Annotated in this window: 20 protein-coding genes; 9 read left to right on the top strand and 11 right to left on the bottom strand. The window is 71.4% G+C overall.

Annotated elements, in window-relative coordinates; genetic code table 11:
• Position 1: 1 nt before the first annotated feature.
• Positions 2 to 1465: an NAD-dependent succinate-semialdehyde dehydrogenase gene (locus ACT3S3_RS01945; protein ID WP_301443750.1), complete on the top strand. Its 1464-nt coding sequence runs from the start codon at positions 2 to 4 to the stop codon at positions 1463 to 1465.
• Positions 1466 to 1698: 233 nt separating this feature from the next.
• The gene (gene aqpZ, locus ACT3S3_RS01940; RefSeq protein WP_301444281.1) at positions 1699 to 2475 is read left to right on the top strand and encodes an aquaporin Z; all 777 of its coding nucleotides are present in this window, start codon (positions 1699 to 1701) and stop codon (positions 2473 to 2475) included.
• Positions 2476 to 2503: 28 nt separating this feature from the next.
• Here the strand turns inward: aqpZ and phnE are convergent, their stop codons facing one another.
• Genes phnE through ACT3S3_RS01920 form a run of 4 tightly spaced genes read right to left on the bottom strand, consistent with a single transcriptional unit; the run spans position 2504 to position 6217 of the window.
• The gene (phnE, locus tag ACT3S3_RS01935) at positions 2504 to 3364 is read right to left on the bottom strand and encodes a phosphonate ABC transporter, permease protein PhnE (RefSeq protein ID WP_441588456.1); all 861 of its coding nucleotides are present in this window, start codon (positions 3362 to 3364) and stop codon (positions 2504 to 2506) included.
• Positions 3361 to 4152, bottom strand: a complete 792-nt coding sequence (locus ACT3S3_RS01930; RefSeq protein ID WP_444626125.1) for a phosphonate ABC transporter ATP-binding protein — start codon at positions 4150 to 4152, stop codon at positions 3361 to 3363. Before ACT3S3_RS01930 ends, phnE begins: the two co-directional genes overlap by 4 nt.
• Entirely contained in the window at positions 4149 to 5063 is a 915-nt protein-coding gene (locus ACT3S3_RS01925; protein WP_301444022.1) for a phosphate/phosphite/phosphonate ABC transporter substrate-binding protein, read from the bottom strand. Before ACT3S3_RS01925 ends, ACT3S3_RS01930 begins: the two co-directional genes overlap by 4 nt.
• Before the next feature lie 29 nt (positions 5064 to 5092).
• On the bottom strand, positions 5093 to 6217 hold the full coding sequence (locus ACT3S3_RS01920) for a TIGR03364 family FAD-dependent oxidoreductase (RefSeq protein ID WP_444626123.1): 1125 nt from the start codon (positions 6215 to 6217) through the stop codon (positions 5093 to 5095).
• Between the two features lie 157 nt (positions 6218 to 6374).
• Here ACT3S3_RS01920 and ACT3S3_RS01915 point away from each other — a divergent pair, with 157 nt between their 5' ends.
• From ACT3S3_RS01915 to ACT3S3_RS01905, 3 genes are read left to right on the top strand one after another with little or no spacing between them, the layout of a single operon-like run.
• Complete coding sequence (locus tag ACT3S3_RS01915) at positions 6375 to 7145, top strand: GntR family transcriptional regulator (RefSeq protein ID WP_301444020.1); 771 nt, start codon at positions 6375 to 6377, stop codon at positions 7143 to 7145.
• Positions 7142 to 7903 carry an HAD family hydrolase gene (locus tag ACT3S3_RS01910; RefSeq protein WP_441582223.1) on the top strand — a complete coding sequence of 254 codons (762 nt, stop codon included), beginning with the start codon at positions 7142 to 7144 and terminating at the stop codon, positions 7901 to 7903. The genes ACT3S3_RS01915 and ACT3S3_RS01910 overlap by 4 nt, the downstream gene beginning before the upstream one ends.
• A 55-nt stretch (positions 7904 to 7958) precedes the next feature.
• Positions 7959 to 8252 (top strand): hypothetical protein, encoded by a 294-nt coding sequence (locus ACT3S3_RS01905; RefSeq protein WP_441582224.1) that lies wholly within the window; start codon positions 7959 to 7961, stop codon positions 8250 to 8252.
• 111 nt (positions 8253 to 8363) lie between these two features.
• Here the strand turns inward: ACT3S3_RS01905 and ACT3S3_RS01900 are convergent, their stop codons facing one another.
• The 6 genes from ACT3S3_RS01900 to ACT3S3_RS01875 all read right to left on the bottom strand — a co-directional run bounded on the left by ACT3S3_RS01900 (position 8364) and on the right by ACT3S3_RS01875 (position 17147).
• Entirely contained in the window at positions 8364 to 9332 is a 969-nt protein-coding gene (locus ACT3S3_RS01900) for a TauD/TfdA dioxygenase family protein (protein WP_441582225.1), read from the bottom strand.
• Between the two features lie 274 nt (positions 9333 to 9606).
• Entirely contained in the window at positions 9607 to 11967 is a 2361-nt protein-coding gene (locus tag ACT3S3_RS01895) for a sulfatase-like hydrolase/transferase (RefSeq protein ID WP_444626121.1), read from the bottom strand.
• Positions 11967 to 13577, bottom strand: a complete 1611-nt coding sequence (locus tag ACT3S3_RS01890) for a dipeptide ABC transporter ATP-binding protein (protein WP_444626119.1) — start codon at positions 13575 to 13577, stop codon at positions 11967 to 11969. Before ACT3S3_RS01890 ends, ACT3S3_RS01895 begins: the two co-directional genes overlap by 1 nt.
• Before the next feature lie 27 nt (positions 13578 to 13604).
• The gene (locus ACT3S3_RS01885; RefSeq protein ID WP_444626117.1) at positions 13605 to 14543 is read right to left on the bottom strand and encodes an ABC transporter permease; all 939 of its coding nucleotides are present in this window, start codon (positions 14541 to 14543) and stop codon (positions 13605 to 13607) included.
• A complete protein-coding gene (locus ACT3S3_RS01880; RefSeq protein WP_444626115.1) occupies positions 14540 to 15541 on the bottom strand; it encodes an ABC transporter permease in 1002 nt (333 codons plus the stop codon). Before ACT3S3_RS01880 ends, ACT3S3_RS01885 begins: the two co-directional genes overlap by 4 nt.
• 19 nt (positions 15542 to 15560) lie before the next feature.
• Positions 15561 to 17147 (bottom strand): ABC transporter substrate-binding protein, encoded by a 1587-nt coding sequence (locus tag ACT3S3_RS01875; protein WP_444626113.1) that lies wholly within the window; start codon positions 17145 to 17147, stop codon positions 15561 to 15563.
• Positions 17148 to 17603: 456 nt separating this feature from the next.
• Here ACT3S3_RS01875 and ACT3S3_RS01870 point away from each other — a divergent pair, with 456 nt between their 5' ends.
• The 4 genes from ACT3S3_RS01870 to guaD are packed head-to-tail and all read left to right on the top strand — an operon-like array spanning position 17604 to position 21233.
• Entirely contained in the window at positions 17604 to 18158 is a 555-nt protein-coding gene (locus ACT3S3_RS01870; RefSeq protein WP_444626111.1) for a 2-oxo-4-hydroxy-4-carboxy-5-ureidoimidazoline decarboxylase, read from the top strand.
• On the top strand, positions 18155 to 18484 hold the full coding sequence (uraH, locus tag ACT3S3_RS01865) for a hydroxyisourate hydrolase (protein ID WP_301444141.1): 330 nt from the start codon (positions 18155 to 18157) through the stop codon (positions 18482 to 18484). The genes ACT3S3_RS01870 and uraH overlap by 4 nt, the downstream gene beginning before the upstream one ends.
• A gap of 8 nt (positions 18485 to 18492) precedes the next feature.
• A complete protein-coding gene (locus ACT3S3_RS01860) occupies positions 18493 to 19953 on the top strand; it encodes a nucleobase:cation symporter-2 family protein (protein ID WP_444626110.1) in 1461 nt (486 codons plus the stop codon).
• Positions 19950 to 21233 (top strand): guanine deaminase, encoded by a 1284-nt coding sequence (guaD, locus tag ACT3S3_RS01855; protein ID WP_444626108.1) that lies wholly within the window; start codon positions 19950 to 19952, stop codon positions 21231 to 21233. The genes ACT3S3_RS01860 and guaD overlap by 4 nt, the downstream gene beginning before the upstream one ends.
• 15 nt (positions 21234 to 21248) lie before the next feature.
• Here guaD and ACT3S3_RS01850 read toward each other — a convergent pair whose 3' ends face one another.
• Complete coding sequence (locus tag ACT3S3_RS01850; protein WP_444626107.1) at positions 21249 to 22121, bottom strand: hypothetical protein; 873 nt, start codon at positions 22119 to 22121, stop codon at positions 21249 to 21251.
• Positions 22122 to 22231: the final 110 nt, after the last annotated feature.

Genomic DNA, 22231 nt, shown 5'->3' with positions numbered 1-22231 from the left:
CATGAACAACCGCGTACTCCCGTCCGACCTGACCGACCTGCTCGCCACCCAGGTGAAGGACGCAGCAGCCACCTTCGACGTCGAGGACCCCGCCACCGGCGAGGTGCTCGTCACCGTGCCCGACCGCTCCGCCGATGACGCCGTCGACGCGCTGAGCAGCGCCGTCGAGGCGCAGAAGACCTGGGCGCGCGTCGCCCCGCAGCGTCGGGCGGACGTCCTGACCCGCGTCTTCGACATCGTCAACGAACGCGCCGAGGACTTCGCCACCACCATGACCCTGGAGATGGGCAAGCCCCTCACCGAGGCCCGTGGCGAGGTCACCTACGGCAACAGCTACTTCCGCTGGTTCGCCGGCGAGGCCGTGCGCATCCCCGGCCGCTTCACCCAGGCACCCGCCGGCAACGGCCACATCCTGGTGTCCAAGCACCCGGTCGGCCCCGTCCTGGCGATCACCCCGTGGAACTTCCCGCTGGCCATGGCCACCCGCAAGATCGCCCCGGCGCTCGCCGCGGGCTGCCCCGTGGTGGTCAAGCCCGCCAAGGAGACCCCGCTGACGATGATCCTCGTCGGCGAGGTCATCAAGCAGGCCCTCGCCGAGGTCGCCGGTGACCTGGGCGACCTGTCCGGGCTGGTCACGATCGTGCCGTCCACCCACTCCGGGGCGATCTCCGAGACGCTGATGGCCGACGACCGGCTGCGCAAGGTCACCTTCACCGGCTCCACGCCGGTGGGTGCCACCCTGGTGCGCCAGTCCGCCGACCAGCTGCTGCGCACCTCCATGGAGCTCGGCGGCAACGCGCCGTTCGTCATCGCCGCCGACGCCGACCTGGACCTCGCGCTGACCGGCGCGATGGCCGCGAAGATGCGTAACGGCGGCGAGGCCTGCATCGCCGCGAACCGTTTCCTCGTCGACGCGTCCGTCGCCGAGGAGTTCACCCGCCGGCTCACCGAGTCGATGTCGCAGGTCACGATGGGCCACGGCATGGACGAGGGCACCACGCTGGGGCCGATGATCACCGCCAAGCAGCGCGACGGCATCGCCGCCCTGGTCGACGAGGCCGTCGCCGCCGGCGCGACCGTCACCACCGGCGGGCAGGTGCCGGACGGCCCGGGGCACTTCTACCCGGCCACCGTCCTCACCGACGTCCCGGCGGACACGCGCATCATGCACGAGGAGATCTTCGGCCCCGTCGCCACGGTCACCACCTTCTCCACCCTGGAGGAGGGCGTGGCGATGGCCAACGACACCGAGTTCGGCCTCGCCGCCTACGGTTTCGCCGCCTCGCTGGAGAACGCGCAGTACCTGGCCGCGAACCTCGAGGCCGGCATGGTCGGCATCAACCGGGGCGCGATCTCGGACGCTGCCGCCCCCTTCGGCGGTGTGAAGCAGTCCGGCTTCGGCCGTGAGGGTGGCACCGAGGGCATCGAGGAGTACCTCGAGGCCAAGTACGTGGCCCTGAACTGAGGTCCGCTCCCGCAGAGGGGCGAAGATCGAGCGTGGGATGGTTGAATCACCGGATTCAACCATCCCACGCTCGATTTCCGCCCCTGTGCCTTCCGCCGCGTCGGGCAAGCCAGTAGCAACACCTCTTGCCCACGAGAAATATTGATGCCGGGTATTCCTTTTCCCCTGCGCACGGTGTTAGTTAGTAGAACTACCGACCGACACCGGTCCCACAACTGAAAAAAGGAGTCACCATGCCCACCCCTCCCATGTCCAAGCGCCTCTGGGCCGAGTTCCTCGGCACCTTCTGGCTCGTCTTCGGCGGCTGCGGTTCCGCCGTGCTCGCCGCGAAGGTCCTCTCCGACGAGTCGGGCAGCACGATCAACATGGGCATCGGCTTCGTCGGTGTCGCACTCGCCTTCGGCCTGACCGTGGTGACCGCGGCCTACGCCGTCGGCCACATCTCCGGCGGCCACTTCAACCCGGCCGTCACACTGGGCTGCGCGGTCGCCAAGCGCGTCGAGTGGTCCGCCGTGGTGCCGTACTGGGTCACGCAGGTCGTCGGCGCCACCGTCGCCGGCGGCGTCCTGTGGGTCATCGCCGACGGGAAGGACGGCTTCAGCGCCAGCGGTTCCGGGTTCGCGACGAACGGTTACGGCGAGTTCTCGCCGGACGGCTACTCGATGCTCGCGGTGCTGGTCACCGAGGTCGTGCTCACCGCCGTGTTCCTCTGGGTGATCCTCGGGGTGACCTCGAAGAAGGCCCCGGCCGGTTTCGCCCCGCTGGCGATCGGTCTCACGCTCACGCTGATCCACCTGATCTCGATCCCGGTGTCCAACACCTCGGTGAACCCGGCCCGTTCGCTGGGTGTGGCGTGGTTCGCCGGCGGCGACGCGCTCGGCCAGGTGTGGCTGTTCATCCTCGCTCCGCTGGTGGGTGCGGCGATCGCGGGCGTGAGCTACGCCTTCCTCACCGGTGACGAGGACGACGAGCACGCCGAGGAGGAGGCCCGCGTCGGCGCGGGTGCCTGATCAGTTACGGCGGCAGCAGTCACCGCAGCTATAGCCGTCGGCGGAGCCAGGCGGAGAACTGGTCGACGACGACCACCAGGACGAGCACCATGATGATGTAGGTGAACATCTCGTCGAACTGGAAGGTCTTGATCGACCGGTTGATCAGCAGCCCGATGCCGCCGGCGCCGACGAGTCCGAGCACCAGGGAGCTGCGCACGTTCACGTCGAAGCGGTAGAGCAGCAGTCCGGTGAGCTGGGGCAGGGACATCGGCAGGGTGGCGTGCGCGATCTGCTGCAGGCGGGACGCCCCGGCGGTGCGTAGCGCGGTCTGCGGCCCCTGGTCGGTCTCCTCGACGGCCTCGGCCCAGAGTTTCCCCATCACTCCGGTGTTGTGCAGGATCAGCGCCATCACGCCGGCGAAGGGCCCCAGGCCCACGGCGGTGACGAGGATCAGGGCGAAGACGATGTCCGGGACCGCGCGCAGGAAGGACAGGACGCTGCGGCACGCCTGGTAGACCGCCCGGTTGGACGTCACGGTGCGCGCGGCACCCATGGCGAGCACGAAGGCGAAGGGGATGGAGAAGGTCGTGCCGAGCAGGCCGATCCACAGGGTGGTGAGCAGGCCCTGCAGGCCGGGGAGCACCACGGAGTCCCAGGAGAGGTCCGGGGGCACGGCCTCGACGAAGAAGTCGACGATGTTCGACCAGCCGGCGACGAGCCGTTCGAGGTAGAACTCGGTGCTGTCCACCGCGATCCAGTGCACGGCGACGAGGGCGGCGATCGCCGCGGCCCAGGTGAGCGTCCTGCGGCGGGTGTCGCGCGGCGGGACGGGGGACGGCGCGACGAGCGCGGGGGACGCGGGGGACGGGGAGGAGGGGGCGGACGGGGGCGGGGAGGTGACGGTCATGCGGGGGCCTCTGTCGTGTCGGTGGCGGTGGTGTCGGCGGTGTCGGTGGCGTAGAGCCGGGAGATGGTCGCCAGGTCGGTCTGCGCGGCGGGGCGGTTGAAGGCGACGCGCCCCTGGCGCAGTCCGACGACGGTGTCGCAGTAGTCCAGGGCGAGTTCGGGCTGGTGGACCACGCACACGCAGGTGATGCCGGCGCTGCGGGCGATGTCGCGCAGCAGGGCCATGACCTGGTGGGCGGCGGTGGGGTCGAGGGCGGAGGTCGGTTCGTCGGCGAGGATCACCGTGGCGCGCTGGCACAGGGCGCGGGCGACGGCCACGCGTTGCTGCTGCCCGCCGGACAGGGAACCGGCCCGGTCGTGGGCGCGGTCGGCCAGGCCCACGCGCCGCAGGCAGCCCATCGCCTCCTCGCGCAGGGTGGCGGGGAAGGTCAGGGTGCTCAGTCCGCGCCAGCGCGGGACGTGGGCCAGACCGCCGGCGCAGACGTTGTCGAGCACGCTGCGCCGGGGCACGAGGTGGACCTTCTGGAAGATCATGGCCGTGCCCACACCGGAGGGCACGGACACCTCGCCGCGGCCGTGGGTCTCCAGGCCGGCGATGATGCGCAGGGCGGTGGACTTGCCGCTGCCGTTGGCGCCGAGCAGGGCGACGGTCTCGCCGCGGTGGGCGTCCAGCGAGACGTCGTGCAGGACGTGGTTGTCGCCGAAGCTCTTGGAGATGTGGGTGACGCGCACGAGCCGGTCGGCGGCGACGTCGGGCGGGGTGCTGGTGTCGGTGTCGGTGGGGGTCATTCGACGTCCTCGGGGGTCATGCCGAGCTCGTCGGCGAGGTGGAAGAGGGAGCGGTAGTCGTCCTTGGCCACCGCGACGAGCGGGCCGGGCGGGTCGATGTCCAGGAATCCGGCGACGGCGGTGAGGGTCTCGGGGTCCAGGCTGGTCAGCGCCTCGCGTAGGTTCTCCTTGAGTTCCGGGTTGGCGTCGCCGGCGATGGTGATCGGGTCGTTGGGGATGGGGTCGGACGACCAGATCTGCCGGAAGTCGTCCGGGTCGAAGGTGCCCTCGGCGCTGGCGCTGCCGACGGTCTGGGAGTTGATCTGGGCGGCGTCGACCGCACCGTTCTTCAGCGCGAGCAGGGCCTCGGGGTGGCCGCCGGCGTAGTCCATGGTGAGGTCGTCCTCGGTGAGCCCGGCGTCGGAGACGGCCATGCGGGGCAGGGCGTCGCCGGAGGTGGAGCCCACGCCGCCGAGGGCGAGCTGGCGTCCGCGCAGGTCCTCGACGGTCTTCACGGGGGAGTCCTCGGCGACCCAGATGCCGGCGGTGTAGGTGGAGAGTCCGCCGTCGGCGTCGCCGAAGGAGACCACGGGTTCGGCGTCGGCGATGCGGTCGGCGAAGACGTAGCCCAGGGGGCCGAACTGGCCGAGGGTGAGCGAGCCGTTGCGCATGGCCAGCACCTCGGCGGAGTAGTCCTCGACGATCTGCACGTCGACCTCGCAGTCGAGCGTCTCGCCGAGGTCGTCGGCGATGACCTGGTAGGCGGGTTCGAGTTTGTCGGGTGCCTCGTAGGGTTCGATGCCGAAGGCGATCGTGCCGTTGGGGCAGGTGGGGTCGTCGGGTCCGTGCCCGCCGGGCGCGCAGGCGGTGGTCGCGGCGAGCAGGACGGCGCAGGACGCGGCGAGCGCCGCGCGGTGCGCGGTGGTGGGCATCAGGCGGCCTTTCACAGTCTTCACAGTGTTCACCGCGCCGCGGCGACGGGCGCGCCGCCGAGGATGCGCTCGGCGAGGCCGAAGGACAGGGTCATGCCGATGCCGGAGGTGACGACGGCGACGGTGGTGCGCTCGTCCGGGTGGTGCAGGACGAGGTTGGTGGTGGGGGAGTCGGCGTAGCGGCCCTGCCAGCGCTGGCGCACCACCGGCTGGTTGATGCCCAGGTAGGCGGTGGTGCGGTCGAGCAGGAGCTGGGACTGGGCGGCGTCGATGAAGGGTTCGGGGCTGTCGTCGTAGTCGTGGGAGTCGCCGACGAGGATGCCGCCGGGCACGGCGGTGGCCATGACGTTGGCGACGGCCTCGGTGAGGGCGGGCTCGCGCGCGGCGAGTTCGGCGCGCAGGGCGTCCACCCCGGGCATCGCGGCGATGCCGTCGTAGCGGGTCATGGAGGTGCCGGTGAGCATCGCCAGGTCGTCCGGCGTGCCTGCGGGCCGGTCGATGAGCGCCATGGTGAGCGTGCAGGTGCGGATCTGCCTGTCGGTGACGAGGTCGGGGAGGATGTCGTTGACGTCGTTGCCGGGGCAGACGACCACGCGGGGTGCGCGGAAGGTGCCGCGGCTGGTGTGGACCTCGCCGTCGGCGACGGTGTGCACGAAGGTGCGCCAGATGAAGCGGACGCCGCGTCCGGCGAGGTACTGGGCGAGGGCGGGGGCGGCCTCGCGCGGGTCGACGCGCATGTCGCGCGGCAGGTGCGCGCCGCCGATGCAGGCCAGGTGCGGGTTGCCGAGGCGGGCGCGGACCTCCTCTCGGTCGATGAGGCGGACGTCCTGCGCGCCGCGGTGGGCGTGGAACTCCTGCAGGACCTGTATCTCCGCCCCGGTGACGGCGGGAAGGACGGTGCCGGGGCGGGTGGCGCGGAAGCCGGCGTCGGCGGCGGCGGCCGTCCAGCCGGCGGCGGAGGTGGCGGCGAGGTCCTGGAGGGTGTCGTCCTGCGCGGTGAAGCAGGCGTGGCCGAAGTTCTGGACGGAGGCGCCGACGGGGCGGTCGGAGCGGTCGATGACGTGGACGGTGAGGCCCTGGCGGTGGGCGCGCCAGGCGGTGGCGAGGCCGAGGATCCCGGAGCCCACGACGATGAGGTCGGCGGTGTAGGTCATGGTGCTCATTGTGGGGCGGGGCCGTAGACCTGTCCACACTTGTACGGACAAGTTCATGAACAGTTCACGTGTTCACGGCACGTTCAGTACATGTTGGCGTGCTGTTCCGCTGGCGGAGCAGACAAACACCAGGTGGATGCTGCTAGTATCCGTGGACATGAAACCCGACCCCGCGCCGAACCTGCACGTACAACTTCAGGACTACCTGCGCGAGATGATCACCTCCGGCGAACTGCGCCCCGGCGACGCGATCCCCAGCGAGGCCGAGCTGTGCCGCCGCTTCAACTCCTCACGCAGCCCTGTGCGTCAGGCCGTCACCGCGCTGCGCACCGAGGGGCTGATCTCCGGCGGGCAGGGCCGACGCTCCATCGTGCAGTCCCCGGCCAGCTCGCAGAGCTTCACCACCCTGCTGTCCTTCACCGAGTGGTGCCGCTCCCTCGGCGCGGTCGCCGGGCAGCGCACCCTGGAACTGGCCCAACGTCCCGGCACCGACGAGGTCACGGAGGCCTTCGGTCTGGAGCCCGGCACGCGCGTGGTGGAGGTCCTGCGCCTGCGCAGCATGGACGGCGAGCCGGCGATGCTGGAACGCGCGGTCTTCCCGCCGGACGTCGGACGCCACCTCTTCGACTTCGACACCGACGCCGGCTCCATCTACGAGCACCTCACCGACGCCGGCGTCGAGCTCTACCGCGCGGAGAACCGGATCGACGCCCTCGCCGCCCCGGACGTCGACGCCGCGCACCTCGGCGTGGCGTCCGGCGCCCCGCTGCTGCGCGTGCAGCGGCGCACCAGCGACCCACGCGGACGCCTGCTCGAGATCGCCGACGACCGCTACCTTCCCGACCGCGCCGCGTTCACCGTGGTCAACACCCGTTCCGGCGCCGCCGGGCTCTCCCGACTCCCCACCCACGACAGGACCGCATCATGACCCTCATCGTCTGCGACATCGCCGGAACCACCGTCAACGAGGACGGCATCGTCTACCGCCAGCTGCGCGAGTGCGTGGAACGACGCGGCGTGTCCGTCACCGCCGCGCAGGTCAACGCCGTGAAGGGGACGGAGAAGCGCTCCGCGATCGCCACGCTGCTCGGCGGCGCGGGGGAGGCGGACGGCACAGGGGACGCGGGGAACGTGGACGACGCCGTGGTGGACGCCGTGTTCGCCGACTTCATGGAGGGGCTGCGCCGCGAGTACGCCTCGCACCCACCGCGTCCGATCGACGGGGTGGAGGAGGCCCTGTCCAGGCTGCGGGAGGACGGCGCGGGCATCGCGCTGACCACCGGTTTCCAGCGCCCCATCGCCGACATCGTGCTCGCCGCCTGCGGCTGGAGCGTCCGCGACGACGCGCCGGACGCAGCGCAGGACGCCGGCGCGCCCGAGGCGTCCGGCTTCGTGGTGGACGCCCTGGTCACCTCGGACACGGTCGCCGCGGGGCGTCCGGCGCCGTACCTGATCCACCACGCCATGGAGATCACCGGCGTGACCTCGGTCGACGACGTGGTCTCCGTCGGCGACACCGTGGCTGACCTGCGCGCTGCGGCGAACGCGGGGGTGCGCGGCGTCGGCGTGCTGACCGGCTCGGTGGACCGGGCGGTGCTCGCCGCCGAACCCCACGCGCTGATCCTCGACAGTCTCGCCGACATCCCGGCACTGCACGAGGTGCCCGCCACCCGTCGTGCCGACTGATAGCCTGCCGCCAGTCCCCGCCCGATCTCGGGCGCCCGCGACCAGGGAGGACGCCATGAGCGAGCGCACCCGCAAGCGAGATTCCCTGCTATTCCCGTGGGCTCTCCTCGCCCTCTCCTTGCTCCTCCTGGTGTCCGGACTCTCCTTCATGTTCCCCGTGCCGGCGCTGCTTGGCGCATGGTCACTCTGGCGCGCGCGTCAGATGCCGGCCGACCGGCGCCCGGTGGTGCTCGCCGTCCTGTCGTTCGCGCTGGCCGCGATGATGATCGTCGTGCTGACGGTCCTGACCCCCGTGAACTACGTGGACACGGAGGAGTTCCCGTCGACCGGCTGGGCGGAGCAGGAGTAGCGGGTCTGCCGAAAGCGGCGGCGAGGGGCCAAGATCGAGCGTGGGATGTTTGAATCCGGTGATTCAGGCATCCCACGCTCGATTTTGGCCCCTTGCCCGTGAGGTGTGGGGTCAGAGGTCGGCGGCGTCGCCGAGGTAACCGACCAGCGGACGCGGTTCGTCGATGACGGAGAAGTCCGTGGCGTCGCCGGTGATGATGCGTGACCTCTCGCCGCCGACCGCGGTCGGCACCGCGCCGGCCAGCGTCACGCGTCGGATCTTGCGGTGGTGGTCGCCGAAGTCCTTCACCCCGTAGTGCTGGGTGGCGTGGTTGTCCCAGAGCACCACGTCGCCGTCGTTCCAGTTCCAGCGGAAGGTGTTGTCCTCCTTGGTGATGCGGTCCTGGAAGGCGGAGAAGAGGTCCTGGAACTCGCGCGGCTTCAGCCCGGTGAAACCCTTCACGAAGTGGCCCAGCAGCAGGGAACGCTCGCCGGTCTCCGGGTGGACGTGGACGACCGGGTGCTCGGTCTCGAAGACGTTGCGGGTGAACTCGCGGCGGTGTTCGGAGTTGTCCTCGGACTGGTGGCCGGCGGCGTAGTCGTATTCGTTGGAGTGCGTGGCCCAGAGGTTGTCGGCGAGGATGCGCAGGGGTTCGGGCAGCGCCTTGTAGGCGGCGGTGGTGTTCGCCCAGATCGTCGCCCCGCCGTAGGGAGGCAGGTCGATGGCGCGCAGGATCGAGATCTTCGGGATGCGGTCGACGAAGGTCACGTCGGTGTGCCAGGAGTTCGCCGCACCTTCGAGTGTGAGACGTTCCAGGCCGGTGGAGTGCACGGTGGGGTGCGCCTGGGTGGGCGTGCCGAGTCGTTGGGCGAAGGCGTACTGGGACTCGTCGGTGAGGTTTTGGTCCCGGAAGACCACGGCCTTGTGGGTGGCCAGGGCGGTGCGGATGAACTCGACCTCGTCGTCGGTGATGTCGCCGCCGAGCCGGATGCCGTCGACCCGGGCGCCGATGTTCTGGCCGAGGCGGGTGACGGACGGGGCGGGTGCTGTGTTCCGGGTGGCTGCTGCGTTCTCGGTGGGCGCGGTGAGCGTGCTGGTCATGGTGGTTCCTTCTTTCCGTGGTGGACTCGAATAGACTGCTCTGTCTGCTCCGGTACGCTACGGAAGGGCCACCACGCGCGGCCAGCCTTCGCCTCACCCTGAACGGAAGTGCCGGGGGCCGAAATCGAGCGTGGGATGTCTGAATCACCGGGTTCAGACATCCCACGCTCGATTTCCGCCCCTCTCCCAGGTCCAACTTGGTACCCCTGGCGCCGCGTCCCCGCCTCGCCGCGGTGCGCGCAACGGCCTGCCGCCCGTCGATTGGCTGGGCGGCTCAGTCGAAGGCGTCGGCGGCGTCGCGGGCCAGTTCGGCGAGGACGGCGGGGCTGTACGGTGCGCGTTCGCCGGGCACGTAGCGCACCGAGTGCAGGTCACCGCTGTACCGGTGGGAGCCGTGCGCCTCGTAGAGTCCCCAGTGCACCGGCCCACCACGGTTCACGCCCACGTCGATGCCGCTGAACGGTGCCATGCCCACGAACGCCCACAACCCCGCCAACGTGCCGGACGTGCCGGACGCGCCGAGCTCCGCCTCCAGCGTCCACGTCGTGCGGAAGTCGGGCAGCGCCGTCGAGCGCAGCAGGACGCTCCGGCGTCCCTCCCGCAGGACGCCGGCGGCGACCTCGTGCAGCCGCCCGTACTCGTTGACCGCCAGGCGCACCTCGCAGGACCCGCCGTCGACGTAGACCACGTACCCGCCGCCCTGGTCGCCGTGGGCGACCAGCACCCCGGCGTCCCCCGGCGTGTACGTCACGTCGATGACCACCTCGAAGGAGCGCAGCTGGGTCAGCGCCGAGGAGCGGTAGCGCTCGAGTTTCGGGGTGCCCGGCAGCAGCGTCACCGGGTCCGACAGGCGGGACTCGGCGGGACGACGCAGCGCCGCACGCGGGTCGCTGTGGTCGTTGAGCGGGAAGACCGTGTTCTCCCACGCGGCCTTCTCCCAGCGTGCGGCGAGGTCGCGCAGCACGTCCGGGTGCCCGGCGGCCACGTCGTAGAGCTCGTTGGGGTCGGACGCCACGTCGTAGAGTTCCCACTCGCCGTCGTCGAAGGGGGTGCCGGGACGGTGGTCGGCGACGACTTTCCAGCCGTCGGCGTAGTAGCCGCGGTTGCCGCCGAGCTCGGCGTACTGCTCCGGGTGGGTGGACGGGTGCGCGGCGTCGCGCAGCACCGGCGCGAAGCTCACGCCGTCCGGCGTCTTCGCCGGACGCCCGCCGCGGGTGCCCGGGTGGGCCACGCCGGCGAGGTCGAGGATGGTGGGGGTCAGGTCGGTGACGTACTGGTACTGGTCGCGCAGCGAGGAACCGTCGGAGCGTCCCAGGCCTCCCGGCCACGACACCAGCAGCGGTACCCGTACGCCGCCGGCGTAGGTCTGCCCCTTGTAGAACCGGAAGGGCGTGTTCGACGCGTGGCCCCAGCCCTCCGGGTAGTGCGCCATCGAGCGGGGTCCGCCGATGAAGGACGGGTCGACGTCCACGTCGCCGTCCCAGTCGGACGGCAGCCCGGCGACGTGGGCGAAGCGGCTGAAGTAGGAGCGTGTGCCCTCCGGCCCGCCCTCGGCGGTGCCGCCGTTGTCGGAGGTGAACACCACGATGGTGTTGTCGCGTTCGCCCAGCTCGTCGAGCAGGTCGAGGACCCGGCCGAGGCTCTGGTCCACCGAGTCGACCATCGCGGCGTAGACCTCCTGGTAGCGCGCGTAGATCGACCTGGTCTCCTCGTCGAGGGAGTCCCAGGCGGGGATCTCGCGGCCGAGCTTGCCCTCGCGTTCGGGCAGCGGCGTGCCGGCCGGGATCACGCCGAGCTCGACCTGCCGGGCGTGACGGTCCTGCCGGACGCGGTCCCAGCCCACGTCGTAGCGTCCGCGGTGGTTCCCGATGTCGGAGTCCTTCGCCCCCAGCGGGCCGTGCATGGCGGTGTGCGCGAAGTAGAGGAGGAAGGGTTTGTCCGCGTCCGAGGCACGCAGGGCCTTGATCGAGCCCAACGCCTCCTCGGTGTAGTCGTCGGTGAGGTAGTAGCCGTCCGGGGTCTGCTCGTGCTGGACGACGGTGTTGTCGCGCACCAGCTGGTTCGGGTGGAAGAAGGAGTTCAGCGCCTCCATGGAGCCGTAGTAGTGGTCGAAGCCGCGCTGCACCGGCCAGGACGACTGGTCCGCCGCGGCGTTCAGCAGGGCGTCGCGGGTGAGGTGCCACTTGCCCACGCCGAGGGTGGCGTAGCCGGCGTCGCGCAGGATCTCCGGGAGCGTGGCCACGTCGTCGCCGAGCTCCAGGCGGACGCCGGGGAAGCCGGGGTCGGAGTTGGCGACGTGGGCGAAGCCCGCCCGGTGCGGGTTCAGCCCGGTCAGCACCGCCGCGCGCGCCGGGGAGCACACCGGGGTGGTGTGGTAGTTGGTCAGCACGCGTCCCTCGTCGGCGAGGCGGTCGAGGTTCGGGGTGGGGATCTCGGAGCCGAAGGGGCCGATGTCGGAGTAGCCCATGTCGTCGACGAGCACGACGACCACGTTCGGTGCCCCGGGTGCGGCGCGGTTCTCCGCAGGCCAGGACGGTTCGGAGTCGGACAGGGTGCGTCCCACGCGGCCGTCGAAGTGCTCGTAGCCGCGGGCATTGGCGGGGATGTGGCCAGGGATGTGGTCGGGTGTTCCCATCACGCACCCACCGTCGCGGGCCGCACGCGGGCGTCGCCGATGGACGGCACGGCCGCCAGCAGCTCACGGGTGTAGTCGGCGTCCGGGTGGGCGAACACGGCGTCGGTGTCGCCGTACTCGACCAGCTGGCCGCGGCGCAGCACGGCGACGGTGTCGCTGACCTGCGAGACCACCGCCAGGTCGTGGCTGATGAACACCATGGCGAACCCGAGGCGACGCTGGGTCTCGCGCAGGAGCCCGATCACCTCCGCCTGCACGCTGACGTCCAGCGCACTGGTCGGTTCGTCGGCGATGACCAGTGTCGGGTCCAGCGCCAGGGCGCGGGCGATCGCCACGCGCTGACGTTGCCCGCCGGAGAGCTCGGCCGGGTGACGCTCGGCGGTCCCGGGCGGCAGGTGCACGGCGCGCAGCAGTTCCTCGACGCGGTCGCGCCGGGCGGCCCGCGTGCCGACCCGGTGGATGTCCAGGGGTTCGCGCACGCTCCACCCCACGCTGTGGCGCGGGTCCAGGGAGGACGCCGGGTCCTGCGGCACCACGGCGACGAGCGCGTCCGTGGTCACCGTGCCGCCGGTGGGGTGCTGGATCCCGGCGATCACACGCCCCAGGGTGGACTTGCCGGAACCGGACTCGCCGACCAGCCCGAGCGTGGCCCCGGGGGCCACGGACAGCGTCACCGCGTCGAGCGCGGGGGAGGACGCCCGGGGGTCGTAGACCACGGTGACGTCCTGCACGGCCGCCGCCGGCGGCACTGCGCCGGACGTGCCGGACGTGCCGGACGCACCGGCGTCGTGGCGTCCTGGGGCGAAGCGGGGGACCGCGGCGATGAGCGCGCGGGTGTAGGACTCGCGCGGGGCGTCGATGATGCGGCGGGTGGGGCCCTGTTCCACGACCTCGCCGTGGCGCAGCACCACCACCCGGTCGGCGTGCTCGGCGACCACGCCCATGTCGTGGGTGATCAGCAGCACGCTCAGCCCACGGGTCTCGCGCAGCCGGTCGAGCAGGGTGAGGATCCCGGCCTGCACGGTGACGTCCAGCGCGGTCGTCGGCTCGTCGGCGAGCAGGACGTCCGGCTCTCCGGCGAGCGCCAGGGCGATGGCCACGCGTTGACGCTGCCCGCCGGAGAGCTGGTGCGGGTAGGCGTCGAGCCGGGCGGCGGCGTCGGGGATCTCGACGGTCTCGAGCAGCTCCACGGCGCGGCGCCGCACGGCGGCCCGCTGCGTCCTGCCGTGTTTTCGACCCTGTCTCCGGTCCTGCGTGTGCGCGGTGATCGCCTCGGCGAGCTGCCAGCCGACGGTGCGCACCGGGTTCAGCGCGGACTGCGGCTCCTGGAAGACCAGGCCCACCCTCGCGCCGCGCACGGCCAGCAGGTCGGACTCGTCGGCGTTGAGGATCTCGGTGCCGTCGAGCGTCACCGAGCCGGTCGCCCGGGCGCCGGCGGGCAGCAGGCCCAGCACCGCACGCGCGGTCATCGACTTGCCCGAGCCGGACTCGCCGACCAGGGCGAGCAGCTCGCCACGGCCCAGGTCGAAGGACACCGAGACCACCGCCGGACGCGGGTGGGAGAAGGAGATGGACAGGTCACGGACGGAGAGGACGGGGGAGTTGTTCATGGTCGCCTTTCGGGACATTTCAGGACGTCAGGGGTTGCGGGTGGCGCCGGACAGCGCCCGGGAGATGAGCAGCAGGCCGAGGATGAGCACCACGACCACGGCCAACGGGCCGACGGCGAAGAAGGGCGCGTGGTAGGCGTAGGCCACGCCCTCCTGGATCAACGTGCCCAGCGACGGGGTCGGCGGGACCACGCCCAGGCCGAGGAAACTCATCGCGCCCTCGATGAACACGCCCACCGACATCGCCAACGCCAGCTGCACGACCAGCGGCTCCAGACTGTTCGGCAGCACGTGGTGGCGCAGGATCCAGGTCTCCGAGGCGCCCGCGGTCCGGGCGGACTCCACGTAGCCACGCTCGCGCACGGACAACGCCACCGAGCGGGCCAGACGCCCGAAGACCGGCACCTCCGCCAGGGCGACCACGATGAACACGGTGGTCAGCCCCGGGCCCAGCACCATCGTCAGCGCGATGGCCAGGATGATCGTGGGGAACGCCAGCACCAGGTCGAAGGAACGCTGCAGCACCGTGTCCGCCCAGGGGCGACACCGGGCCCACTGCGCGCCGGCGAGGCCGGCCAGCGTGCCCGTCGCCGCACCCAGCGGGACGGCGAGCACGATGATCAGCAGGTTCACCCGGATGCCGTACAGGGTGCGCGAGAGGATGTCCTGGTTGGCGGTGTCCGTGCCGAACCAGTGCGCGGAGGACGGGCCGAGCAGGTTCGCGCCGGGGATCTGCTCGTCGGGGGCGTACGGGGCGATCAGCGGGGCGAGCAGTCCGGCGAGCACCACGGTGCCGGTCAGGAGCACGCCGACGAGTCCGCGGCCGTGCGTGAGCGCGCGCAGGAGGGGACGGTCTGGGCGTCCGGTGCGTCCGGCATGTCCGTCGCGGCGCGCGAGTGCCGGGTCGTCCGGCGTGAGGTCGGGGCGGTTGAGCGAGGTGGTCGGGGTGGTCGGGGTGACAGTCATCGTGCGCCCTCCAGTCGGATGCGGGGGTCGAGGTTGGCGTGGATCAGGTCGGTGACCAGCTGGATCACCACGAACAGCACCACGGAGAGCAGCAGCAGGACCTGCACCACCGGGTAGTCGCGCACGGCCACCGCCTGGTGGATGAGGTGGCCCAGGCCGGGCCAGGCGAACAGGGCCTCGATGATCACCGCGCCGCCGAGCAGCTGGCCGATCTGCAGGCCCAGCACGGTGACCGCCGGGGGCAGGGCGTTGGGCAGGACCTGGGTGAGCAGGATGCGTCGCCGCGGGATGCCCAGGGCGCGGGCGGTGGTGGCGTAGGGCTGGCCAAGTTCGGTGCGCACCGACTCGTCGAGGAAACGGGTCAGTGCCGCCGCGGCCGGCAGCGCCAGGCACACGGCGGGCAGCAGGAGGTACTGCGCGGTGATGTCGGGGCGGTCGAGCAGCCCGTCGCGCGGCACGCCGCCGGCGGGCAGGACGACGAACACCACGCCGAAGACGATGATCGCCAGCGCGCCGGTGACGAACGTCGGCAGTGCCACGCCGAGGGTGGCGAAGGCGGTCGCGGCGGAGCGCGCCCACCGTCGGTCGACGAGTTCGGCGCCGACGCTGACCACCAGGGCGAGGACGACGGCCAGCAGGACGGCGGTGGCGGTGAGCAGCAGGGTGCGTCCTGCGGCCTCCCCGACGAGGGTGGCGATGTCGCCGCCGATGACCAGCGAGCGCCCCGGGTGCAGGGTCAGCAGCGAGCCGATCCAGGAGAGGTACTGGCTGACGGGGGAGGCGGTCAGCCCGAGGTCGTCGCGCAGGGCGGCGACGGCCTCCGGCGGGGCGTCGGACCCCGCGAGGGCCTCGGCCGGGTCGCCGGGGATCAGCCGGAGCAGGGCGAAGACCACCACGGACCCGGCGGCGACGACGGCGATGGCGGAGGGCAGGCGTCGCAGGAGGAAGGGCAGGACGGTCGGGCGGGTTCTGGTCGGAGTTGTGGTTGCGGTTGTCACGGTGGGGTTCCTCACGGGGTCAGGAGGTGAAGGTGGCGTGGGCGAAGACGGGTTCGGAGCGTTTGGTCCAGGTCACGCCCTTGAGGTTGGAGGCGGTGACCAGCGGGGCGTCGGGCCGGATGAGTTCGACGAGGAAGGCCTCGTCGAGCAGGATGTCGTTGAGCCGGCGGTAGGCGGCCTGCGTCGCGGGGGAGGACGGGTCGCCGGCGAGCCAGGCGTCGGCGGCCGCGGCGGAGTAGGCGTCGCTGCGGAAGTTGGAGGTGTTGTGCTCGGAGTTGAAGGGGAAGGCGCTCACGGTCAGGGTGGCCGGGGTGTACTGCACGAAGTCGTGGCTGAGCAGCCACATGCCGTCGAAGCCGGCGTTGCGCAGCTTCTCGCCGTGCACGCCGGCCTCCAGGGGCTGCAGGTCCACGGTCACGCCGATCTCGGCGAGGTCGGCGCGGATGATCTGGGCGGTGTTCTGCTCGGTGGGGTCCGCCCCGCGGTAGGACAGGGTCGCACCCGGCAGCGGGCCGTCCTCCTCCTCGACCTGCCCGACGAGCTCGCGGGCACGGTCGAGGTCGCGCTGGTAGGTGTCGTTGCGTTCCTCGTCGTAGGCGGCGGAGTCGGCGGGCCACGGCAACGACTGGGTGTAGCCGCGGCCCTGGTAGACCTCGTCGAGGATGCGGTCACGGTCCACGGCGTAGGCCACGGCCTGGCGCACACGCCGGTCACGGAAGGTCGGGGCCTGCACGTTCATGCCCGTGTAGTAGGTGGCCCCGGTGCCGGACTTCTCCGTGACGTCGAAGAGGTCGTTGTCCTCCAGGGCCTCGGCGTCGCGGGGGTCGACGGCGGGCAGCACGTCGAGCTGCCCGGAGCGCAGCTGGGCGAACTGCGTCTGGCTGTCGGGGACGACCACGACCTCGATGCCGTCGATCGCGGGCGCGCCGGTGCGGTATCCCTCGTAGGCGCCGAGGTTGAGGTGGCTGCCGCGCTGCCAGTCGTCGAAGCTGAAGGGGCCGGTGCCGACGAAGGCGGTGCCGTCGTTGAAGCCGTCGATCGTGGAGGCCTCGATGACCGGCACGAACTCGAAGAGGTCGAAGACGTTGTTCACCGCCTGGGCGAACGTGAAGTCCACGGTGAGGGGGTCGGGGGTGTCGATGCGCTCGATCTGCTGGGCGGTGCGGGCGAGCTGTCCGGAGCGCGCCGGGTCGGAGTAGTTCTCGAAACTGGCCTTGACGTCGCCGGAGTCCAGGTCGGCACCGTTGTGGAAGGTGACGTCGTCGCGCAGGTGCACGGTCACGTCCGTGCCGTCGTCGCTGACGTCCCAGGACTCGGCGAGGACGGGCTGCGGCTCGAGTTCACCGCCGTCGTTCTCTCCCTCGGCGTCGTACTTGGTGAGGGTCTCGAAGACGTTGCCGGTCACGGTGAGTTCGGCGATGCCGCCGCCGGAGTACAGCGTCTTCGGGCTGAGGTCGTTGGGCGTGCCGACGCGGGCGGTGCCGCCGTCGACGGGTTCGCCGTCGGCCGCGGCGAGGCGTTCGCCGACCGCGGAGGTGCAGCCGGCGAGCACGGCGAGGACGGTGACGCCGGCGAGGAGCGTCAGGACGGGGGAGTGGCGGGTCACGGCGGGTGGCCTCATTTCATTCCGGTCAGAGCGGATCGGTTGCAGGCGGGGCCTGCGGGAGGGGTGTGCTGAGCCAGAAGTAGACCATGCTGTCTATGTAGGTTCACACCGTTCCATTCCCGGTGAGCCGATCGGGCCCGCCGTCGCGGCGGCGTGTGCAGACGGCGAGGGGCGGAAATCGAGCGTGGGATGTTTGAATCCCCGGGTTCAGACATCCCACGCTCGATCTCCGCCCCTCTCCCCGAACCTGTAGGGGTGCCAGGTCCAGCTTGGTCCCCCGGGGCCAGGCGGTCGGCCCGGAAGCAGCCCGAAGCAGGACGCCGCGCGCCGGGGGTGGCGCGGGCAGGTGCGCTCAGCGGCGGCGTCGGCGTCCGGCGGGGGTAGCCACCGGGAAGTTCTCGACCGGGAAATTGCGGTTTAACCCGCGAGAAACAGAAAACGTCGACACTGTTACCTATGACAACATCAGTGACACCTATACCGGCCACCGTCACGCCCGAGGTCTTCAACGCGGCACCCGCCGCCGCCCTCGTCGACCGGGTGGCGGAACTGTTCGCCAGCAGGACGCTCGCCGCGTCCGTCGTCGAGGCACGCCCGTTCGCCTCCGTCGACGCGCTCTGCGCGGCGGCGTCCGACCTGCTGCGCGCGCAGGACGACGCGGGCGTCCTGGAGTCCGTCAACGCACACCCGCCGATCGGCGGCACCGTCGCCGCCGGCAGCCTGTCCGCCGCCGAACAGTCGAAGGCCCAGGACTCGGCGCAGGACGGCGACAGCGAGCTCCAGGCGCTGCGCAACCTGCAGCCCACCTACCGGGAGAAGTTCGGCTGGAACTTCCTCATCCGCGCCGCCGGACGCGACAGCCGCCAGATCCTCGACAACCTCGTCGAACGTCTGGCCCGGGAGCCGCAGGACGAGTGGCCGACCGTGGTGGACAACCTCGACGCCATCAACCAGCTGCGACTGCGCGGCTTCGTCACCGATTCCGAGAACACGAAGGAGGTCCAGGCATGAGCCTGTCCACCCACGTCCTGAACACCACGACCGGCCTGCCCGCCGCGGGCCTGGACATCGCCCTGGTCACCGACCAGGGAGCGCCGGTGGAGTCGGGCGCGACCGACGCCGACGGCCGTCACCGGTTCACCACCCCGCTGGAGCCGGGCACCTACCGCCTGCGCTTCGACACCGGCGCCTACCTGGACGCCTCGCAGACCGCCTCGCTGTACCCCTTCGTGGACATCACCTTCCACGTCACCGCGCAGCGCGGCGGGGCGGACGGGCACCTGCACGTCCCGCTGCTGTTGTCGCCGTTCGGCTACTCGACCTACCAGGGGAGTTGAGGCGCTGGATGAGCACCACCGACGAGTACATCCCCGGCACCATCGGCGCCGTCGCCCCGGACGGCACGCACCCGGTCGACCAGAAGCCACCGTTGCTCAGGACATTCATCCTGGGCCTGCAGCATGTCCTGGCGATGTACGCCGGGGCGATAGCCGTGCCGCTGATCGTCGGTGGTGCACTCGTCGCCGCCGGCGAGTTCGAGGCGGAGCACATGCACCACCTCATCGTCGCCGACCTCTTCGTCGCCGGCATCGCCTCGGTGATCCAGTCGCTGGGTTTCTGGCGCTTCGGGTCGCGATTGCCGTTGATCCAGGGTGTGTCGTTCGTGTCGGTCGCCCCGATGATCTCCATCGGGTCCGAGCACGGCATCACCGCGATCTACGGGTCGGTCATCGCCACGGGTGTGCTGATGATGCTCATCGCACCGTTCTTCGCCAAGGTGGTGCGGTACTTCCCGCCGCTGGTCATCGGCACGGTGATCACCGTGGTGGGGCTGTCCCTGCTGTCGGTGGCGGCGGGGTGGCTGTTCAACCAGAACGGTCCGGCGAACGAGCAGGGTACGGGGCAGAACTTCCTGCTGGCCCTGGGCACGCTCGTCGTGGTGGTGTGCATCCACCGTTTCGCCCCGGCGGCGTGGAAGTCGATGGCGGTGCTCGGCGGCATCGTGGTCGGCACGGTCGCCGGCGTGTTCGTCGGCGCCAGCGACTTCTCGGCGGTGGGCGAGGCCGACTGGGTGGGTGTGCCCATGCCGTTCCAGTTCGGTACCCCGACGTTCGACATCGCCTCGATCCTCACGATGCTGCTCGTCGGTCTGGTGATCATGACGGAGACCAGCGGTGACATCGTCGCCGTCGGCGACATTACCGGACGCCGTGCCACGCCGCGCAGCCTCGCCGACGGCCTGCGCGCCGACGGTCTGGCGACGCTGCTCGGCGGCGTCTTCAACACCTTCCCGTACTCCGCGTTCGCGCAGAACGTGGGGCTGGTGTCGTTGTCGCGGGTGGCGAGCCGTTACGTGGTCACCGCCGCGGGCCTGATCCTCATCGTGCTGGGCCTGCTGCCGAAGGTCGGCGAGATCGCCACGGGCATCCCGTCGCCGGTGCTCGGCGGTGCGGGCGTGGCGTTGTTCGGCATGGTCGCGGCGTCCGGCATCAGGACGCTGGCCACGGTGACGTGGACCGAGACGCGCGCGTTGATCGTGGGCGTCTCCGTTGCGCTGGCAATGCTGCCGGCCGTGTTCGACGGCCTCTACGCCAACCTGCCGGACAGCCTGGAGATGATCCTGGACAGCGGCATCACGGTGGGCGCGGTGTCGGTGATCCTGCTGAACCTGCTGCTCAACCGGGAGGGTGGCGGCCACCTCGCCGAGGACACGCTCCTGGAGGACGAACTGCAGGACGCCCCGGCCGCGCCGTCCGGCCTGCGCGCGGTGCCCGCGCCGGCCCCGACGGGGAGCGTGGAGCGATGACGGCCGCCGCGCGTCCCACCGTCGTGCTCGGCCACGTCGTGACGCCGACGTCGGACGGCACCACGCTGGACGTCGCGTCCGGCGCGGTCGCCCACGCGGGTGGACGCATCCTCGACGTCGGTGCGGCCCGCGACGTCCTGCCGCGTCACCGTGGCGCGCTCGTCGAGGACCACGGCGACGCCCTGCTCGTCCCCGGCCTCGTCGACGCCCACGTGCACTTCCCGCAGGTCGGCATGATCGCCTCGCCGGGACTGCAGCTGCTCGAGTGGCTCGACAACTACACCTTCCCGGCGGAGGCCCGGTTCGCCGACGACGCCCACGCCGACGCCGTCGCGGACTTCTTCACCGACCAGCTCGTCGACAACGGGGTGACCACCGCCTGCGTGTACGCCACCGTGCACCCGGGCAGCGCGGAGGCGCTCTTCCGTCACGCGCGGCGCAGGAACCTGCGCGTCATCACCGGCAAGGTGTGCATGGACCGCAACGCCCCCGAGGTCCTGCTCGACACCCCCGACTCCGCCGTGGCGGACAGTGCCGCACTGCTGGAGCGCTGGCACGGGGTGGGACGCCTCGAGTACGCCATCACCCCGCGGTTCGCGCCGACGTCCTCGGACGCGCAGCTCGCCGCGCTCGGTGAACTCGCCGCGTCCCACCCGGACGTCGTGGTGCAGACGCACCTGTCGGAGAACACCGGCGAGATCGACTGGGTGCGTTCCCTGTTCCCGGACGCGCTGGACTACACCGACGTCTACGACCGTGCCGGGCTGGTGCGCCGGCGTGCCGTGTTCGGCCACGGTGTGCACCTGGGTGACCGCGAACTCACCCGGCTGGCACAGGCGCAGGCCTCCGTGGCGCACTGCCCCACGTCGAACTTCTTCCTCGGCTCGGGCATGTTCGGCGTGACCCGCGCGCAGTCCTTCGACGGCCTGCGCGTGGGCCTGGGCTCCGACGTCGGCGCGGGGACCAGTCTGTCGCCACTGGTCACCCTGGGTTCGGCCTACACGGCGTCCCGGATGCTGGGCGCCCCGCTGGACGTCGCCGCGCTGTTGCGCCTGGCCACGCTGGGAGGGGCGGAGGCCCTGGGAGTGGAGGCCTCCGTGGGGTCCCTGGAGACCGGGAAGGACGCCGACCTGGTCGTCCTCGACCCCCGCGCGGGCGCCAACTCCGACGTCCTGCGCCGACGCGCCGACGAGGCCACCACCACCGACGAGCTGCTCTTCGCCACGATGGTGCTCGGCGACGAGCGCGCCGTGGTCCGCACCGTCGTCGCCGGCGTGTGAGGGGGCCGGCGCCGGTCAGGACGGCAACTCCGAGTCGAATACGCGGTTGAGGGTCGCTGCCTGGGGGAAGTCCAGGTGGGCGACACCGGGGAGGACCTCGAGTTCCACGTCCGACGCACCGTGGCCGCGGTACCAGGCGGCTCCCTCCCGGGCGGCGGTGAGCGCGTCGAACCGGTCGTACCCGCGCGTTCCGTCGTCGAGGTCGCCGACGGACCACCGCAGCGGCACATCGGGGATGCCGGAGGACGGCGCGTCCGACGCACCGGGGGCACCGCCGCCGGCCATCATCACCGCACCTCCGGTGACGAGCCCGTGGGTGCGGCACAAGATCCCGTAGCTGATCATCTCGGCACCACCGGAGTAGCCGGACCACCAGATGTTGCCCGTGTCCAGGCCGGGATCGTCCCTCACCCGGTCCGCCACCAGCGCGCCGAGCCAGTCGGTGTTGCTGTCGAGCCGGCGCCACCAGGTCGACCCACGACGATGGTCGGGGGTGCGGGGTGCGATGAGCACCATGTTGCGCGAGGCGGCGACCCGGGCGAGTTCACCCAGGGTCGGTTCGGCGTTGGCGCCGTGGTCGAACTCGTCGGCACCGTCGCCGTGCAGGTGGATCAGCACGCCCTTCGGGGGCGTCCTGCCGCCGGTGCTGCTGCCGCTACTGCCGCTACTGCCTAAGCTGCCGAAACTGCTGCCGCTGCTGCCAGCACCTGGGTTGGTGCTGCCGCCTGCGCAGTCGAAGGTGTAGACCTGGCTGCTCCTGCCGTCGTGCCGGAACTCGCTGACCTGCGGTGGACAGGCGGCGGTGTCCGATCCGTCGCCCCGGTCACGCGGCAGGGCGGGGGCGATGATCCCGACCGTGACCCCGACGCCGACGGCCGTGAACGCCACGGCGGTGGCACCTCGGGTCCACCATCCGTGCCGCCTCTGTGTGGGTTCTCTGCTCACACCGCCAAGCCTAACCGTCCCGGGCGGACGGCCGGACGGTTCAGCCCGGCTGC

Origin of the sequence: Corynebacterium sp. AOP40-4SA-5, assembly GCF_052377355.1 — a bacterium.
GTDB lineage: Bacteria > Actinomycetota > Actinomycetes > Mycobacteriales > Mycobacteriaceae > Corynebacterium.
This window is presented reverse-complemented; position numbering and strand designations above follow the sequence as displayed.

Excerpts from the sequence above, each read along its gene's own strand:
- guaD (WP_444626108.1), top strand. The coding sequence starts at position 19,950 with ATGACGGCCGCCGCGCGTCCCACCGTCGTGCTCGGCCACGTCGTGACG.
- ACT3S3_RS01905 (WP_441582224.1), top strand. The coding sequence starts at position 7,959 with ATGAGCGAGCGCACCCGCAAGCGAGATTCCCTGCTATTCCCGTGGGCT.
- ACT3S3_RS01920 (WP_444626123.1), bottom strand. The coding sequence starts at position 6,217 with ATGACCTACACCGCCGACCTCATCGTCGTGGGCTCCGGGATCCTCGGC.
- ACT3S3_RS01870 (WP_444626111.1), top strand. The coding sequence starts at position 17,604 with ATGACAACATCAGTGACACCTATACCGGCCACCGTCACGCCCGAGGTC.
- ACT3S3_RS01900 (WP_441582225.1), bottom strand. The coding sequence starts at position 9,332 with ATGACCAGCACGCTCACCGCGCCCACCGAGAACGCAGCAGCCACCCGG.
- uraH (WP_301444141.1), top strand. The coding sequence starts at position 18,155 with ATGAGCCTGTCCACCCACGTCCTGAACACCACGACCGGCCTGCCCGCC.
- phnE (WP_441588456.1), bottom strand. The coding sequence starts at position 3,364 with ATGACCGTCACCTCCCCGCCCCCGTCCGCCCCCTCCTCCCCGTCCCCC.
- ACT3S3_RS01945 (WP_301443750.1), top strand. The coding sequence starts at position 2 with ATGAACAACCGCGTACTCCCGTCCGACCTGACCGACCTGCTCGCCACC.
- aqpZ (WP_301444281.1), top strand. The coding sequence starts at position 1,699 with ATGCCCACCCCTCCCATGTCCAAGCGCCTCTGGGCCGAGTTCCTCGGC.
- ACT3S3_RS01910 (WP_441582223.1), top strand. The coding sequence starts at position 7,142 with ATGACCCTCATCGTCTGCGACATCGCCGGAACCACCGTCAACGAGGAC.
- ACT3S3_RS01925 (WP_301444022.1), bottom strand. The coding sequence starts at position 5,063 with ATGCCCACCACCGCGCACCGCGCGGCGCTCGCCGCGTCCTGCGCCGTC.
- ACT3S3_RS01930 (WP_444626125.1), bottom strand. The coding sequence starts at position 4,152 with ATGACCCCCACCGACACCGACACCAGCACCCCGCCCGACGTCGCCGCC.
- ACT3S3_RS01890 (WP_444626119.1), bottom strand. The coding sequence starts at position 13,577 with ATGAACAACTCCCCCGTCCTCTCCGTCCGTGACCTGTCCATCTCCTTC.
- ACT3S3_RS01895 (WP_444626121.1), bottom strand. The coding sequence starts at position 11,967 with ATGGGAACACCCGACCACATCCCTGGCCACATCCCCGCCAATGCCCGC.
- ACT3S3_RS01885 (WP_444626117.1), bottom strand. The coding sequence starts at position 14,543 with ATGACTGTCACCCCGACCACCCCGACCACCTCGCTCAACCGCCCCGAC.
- ACT3S3_RS01915 (WP_301444020.1), top strand. The coding sequence starts at position 6,375 with ATGAAACCCGACCCCGCGCCGAACCTGCACGTACAACTTCAGGACTAC.
- ACT3S3_RS01860 (WP_444626110.1), top strand. The coding sequence starts at position 18,493 with ATGAGCACCACCGACGAGTACATCCCCGGCACCATCGGCGCCGTCGCC.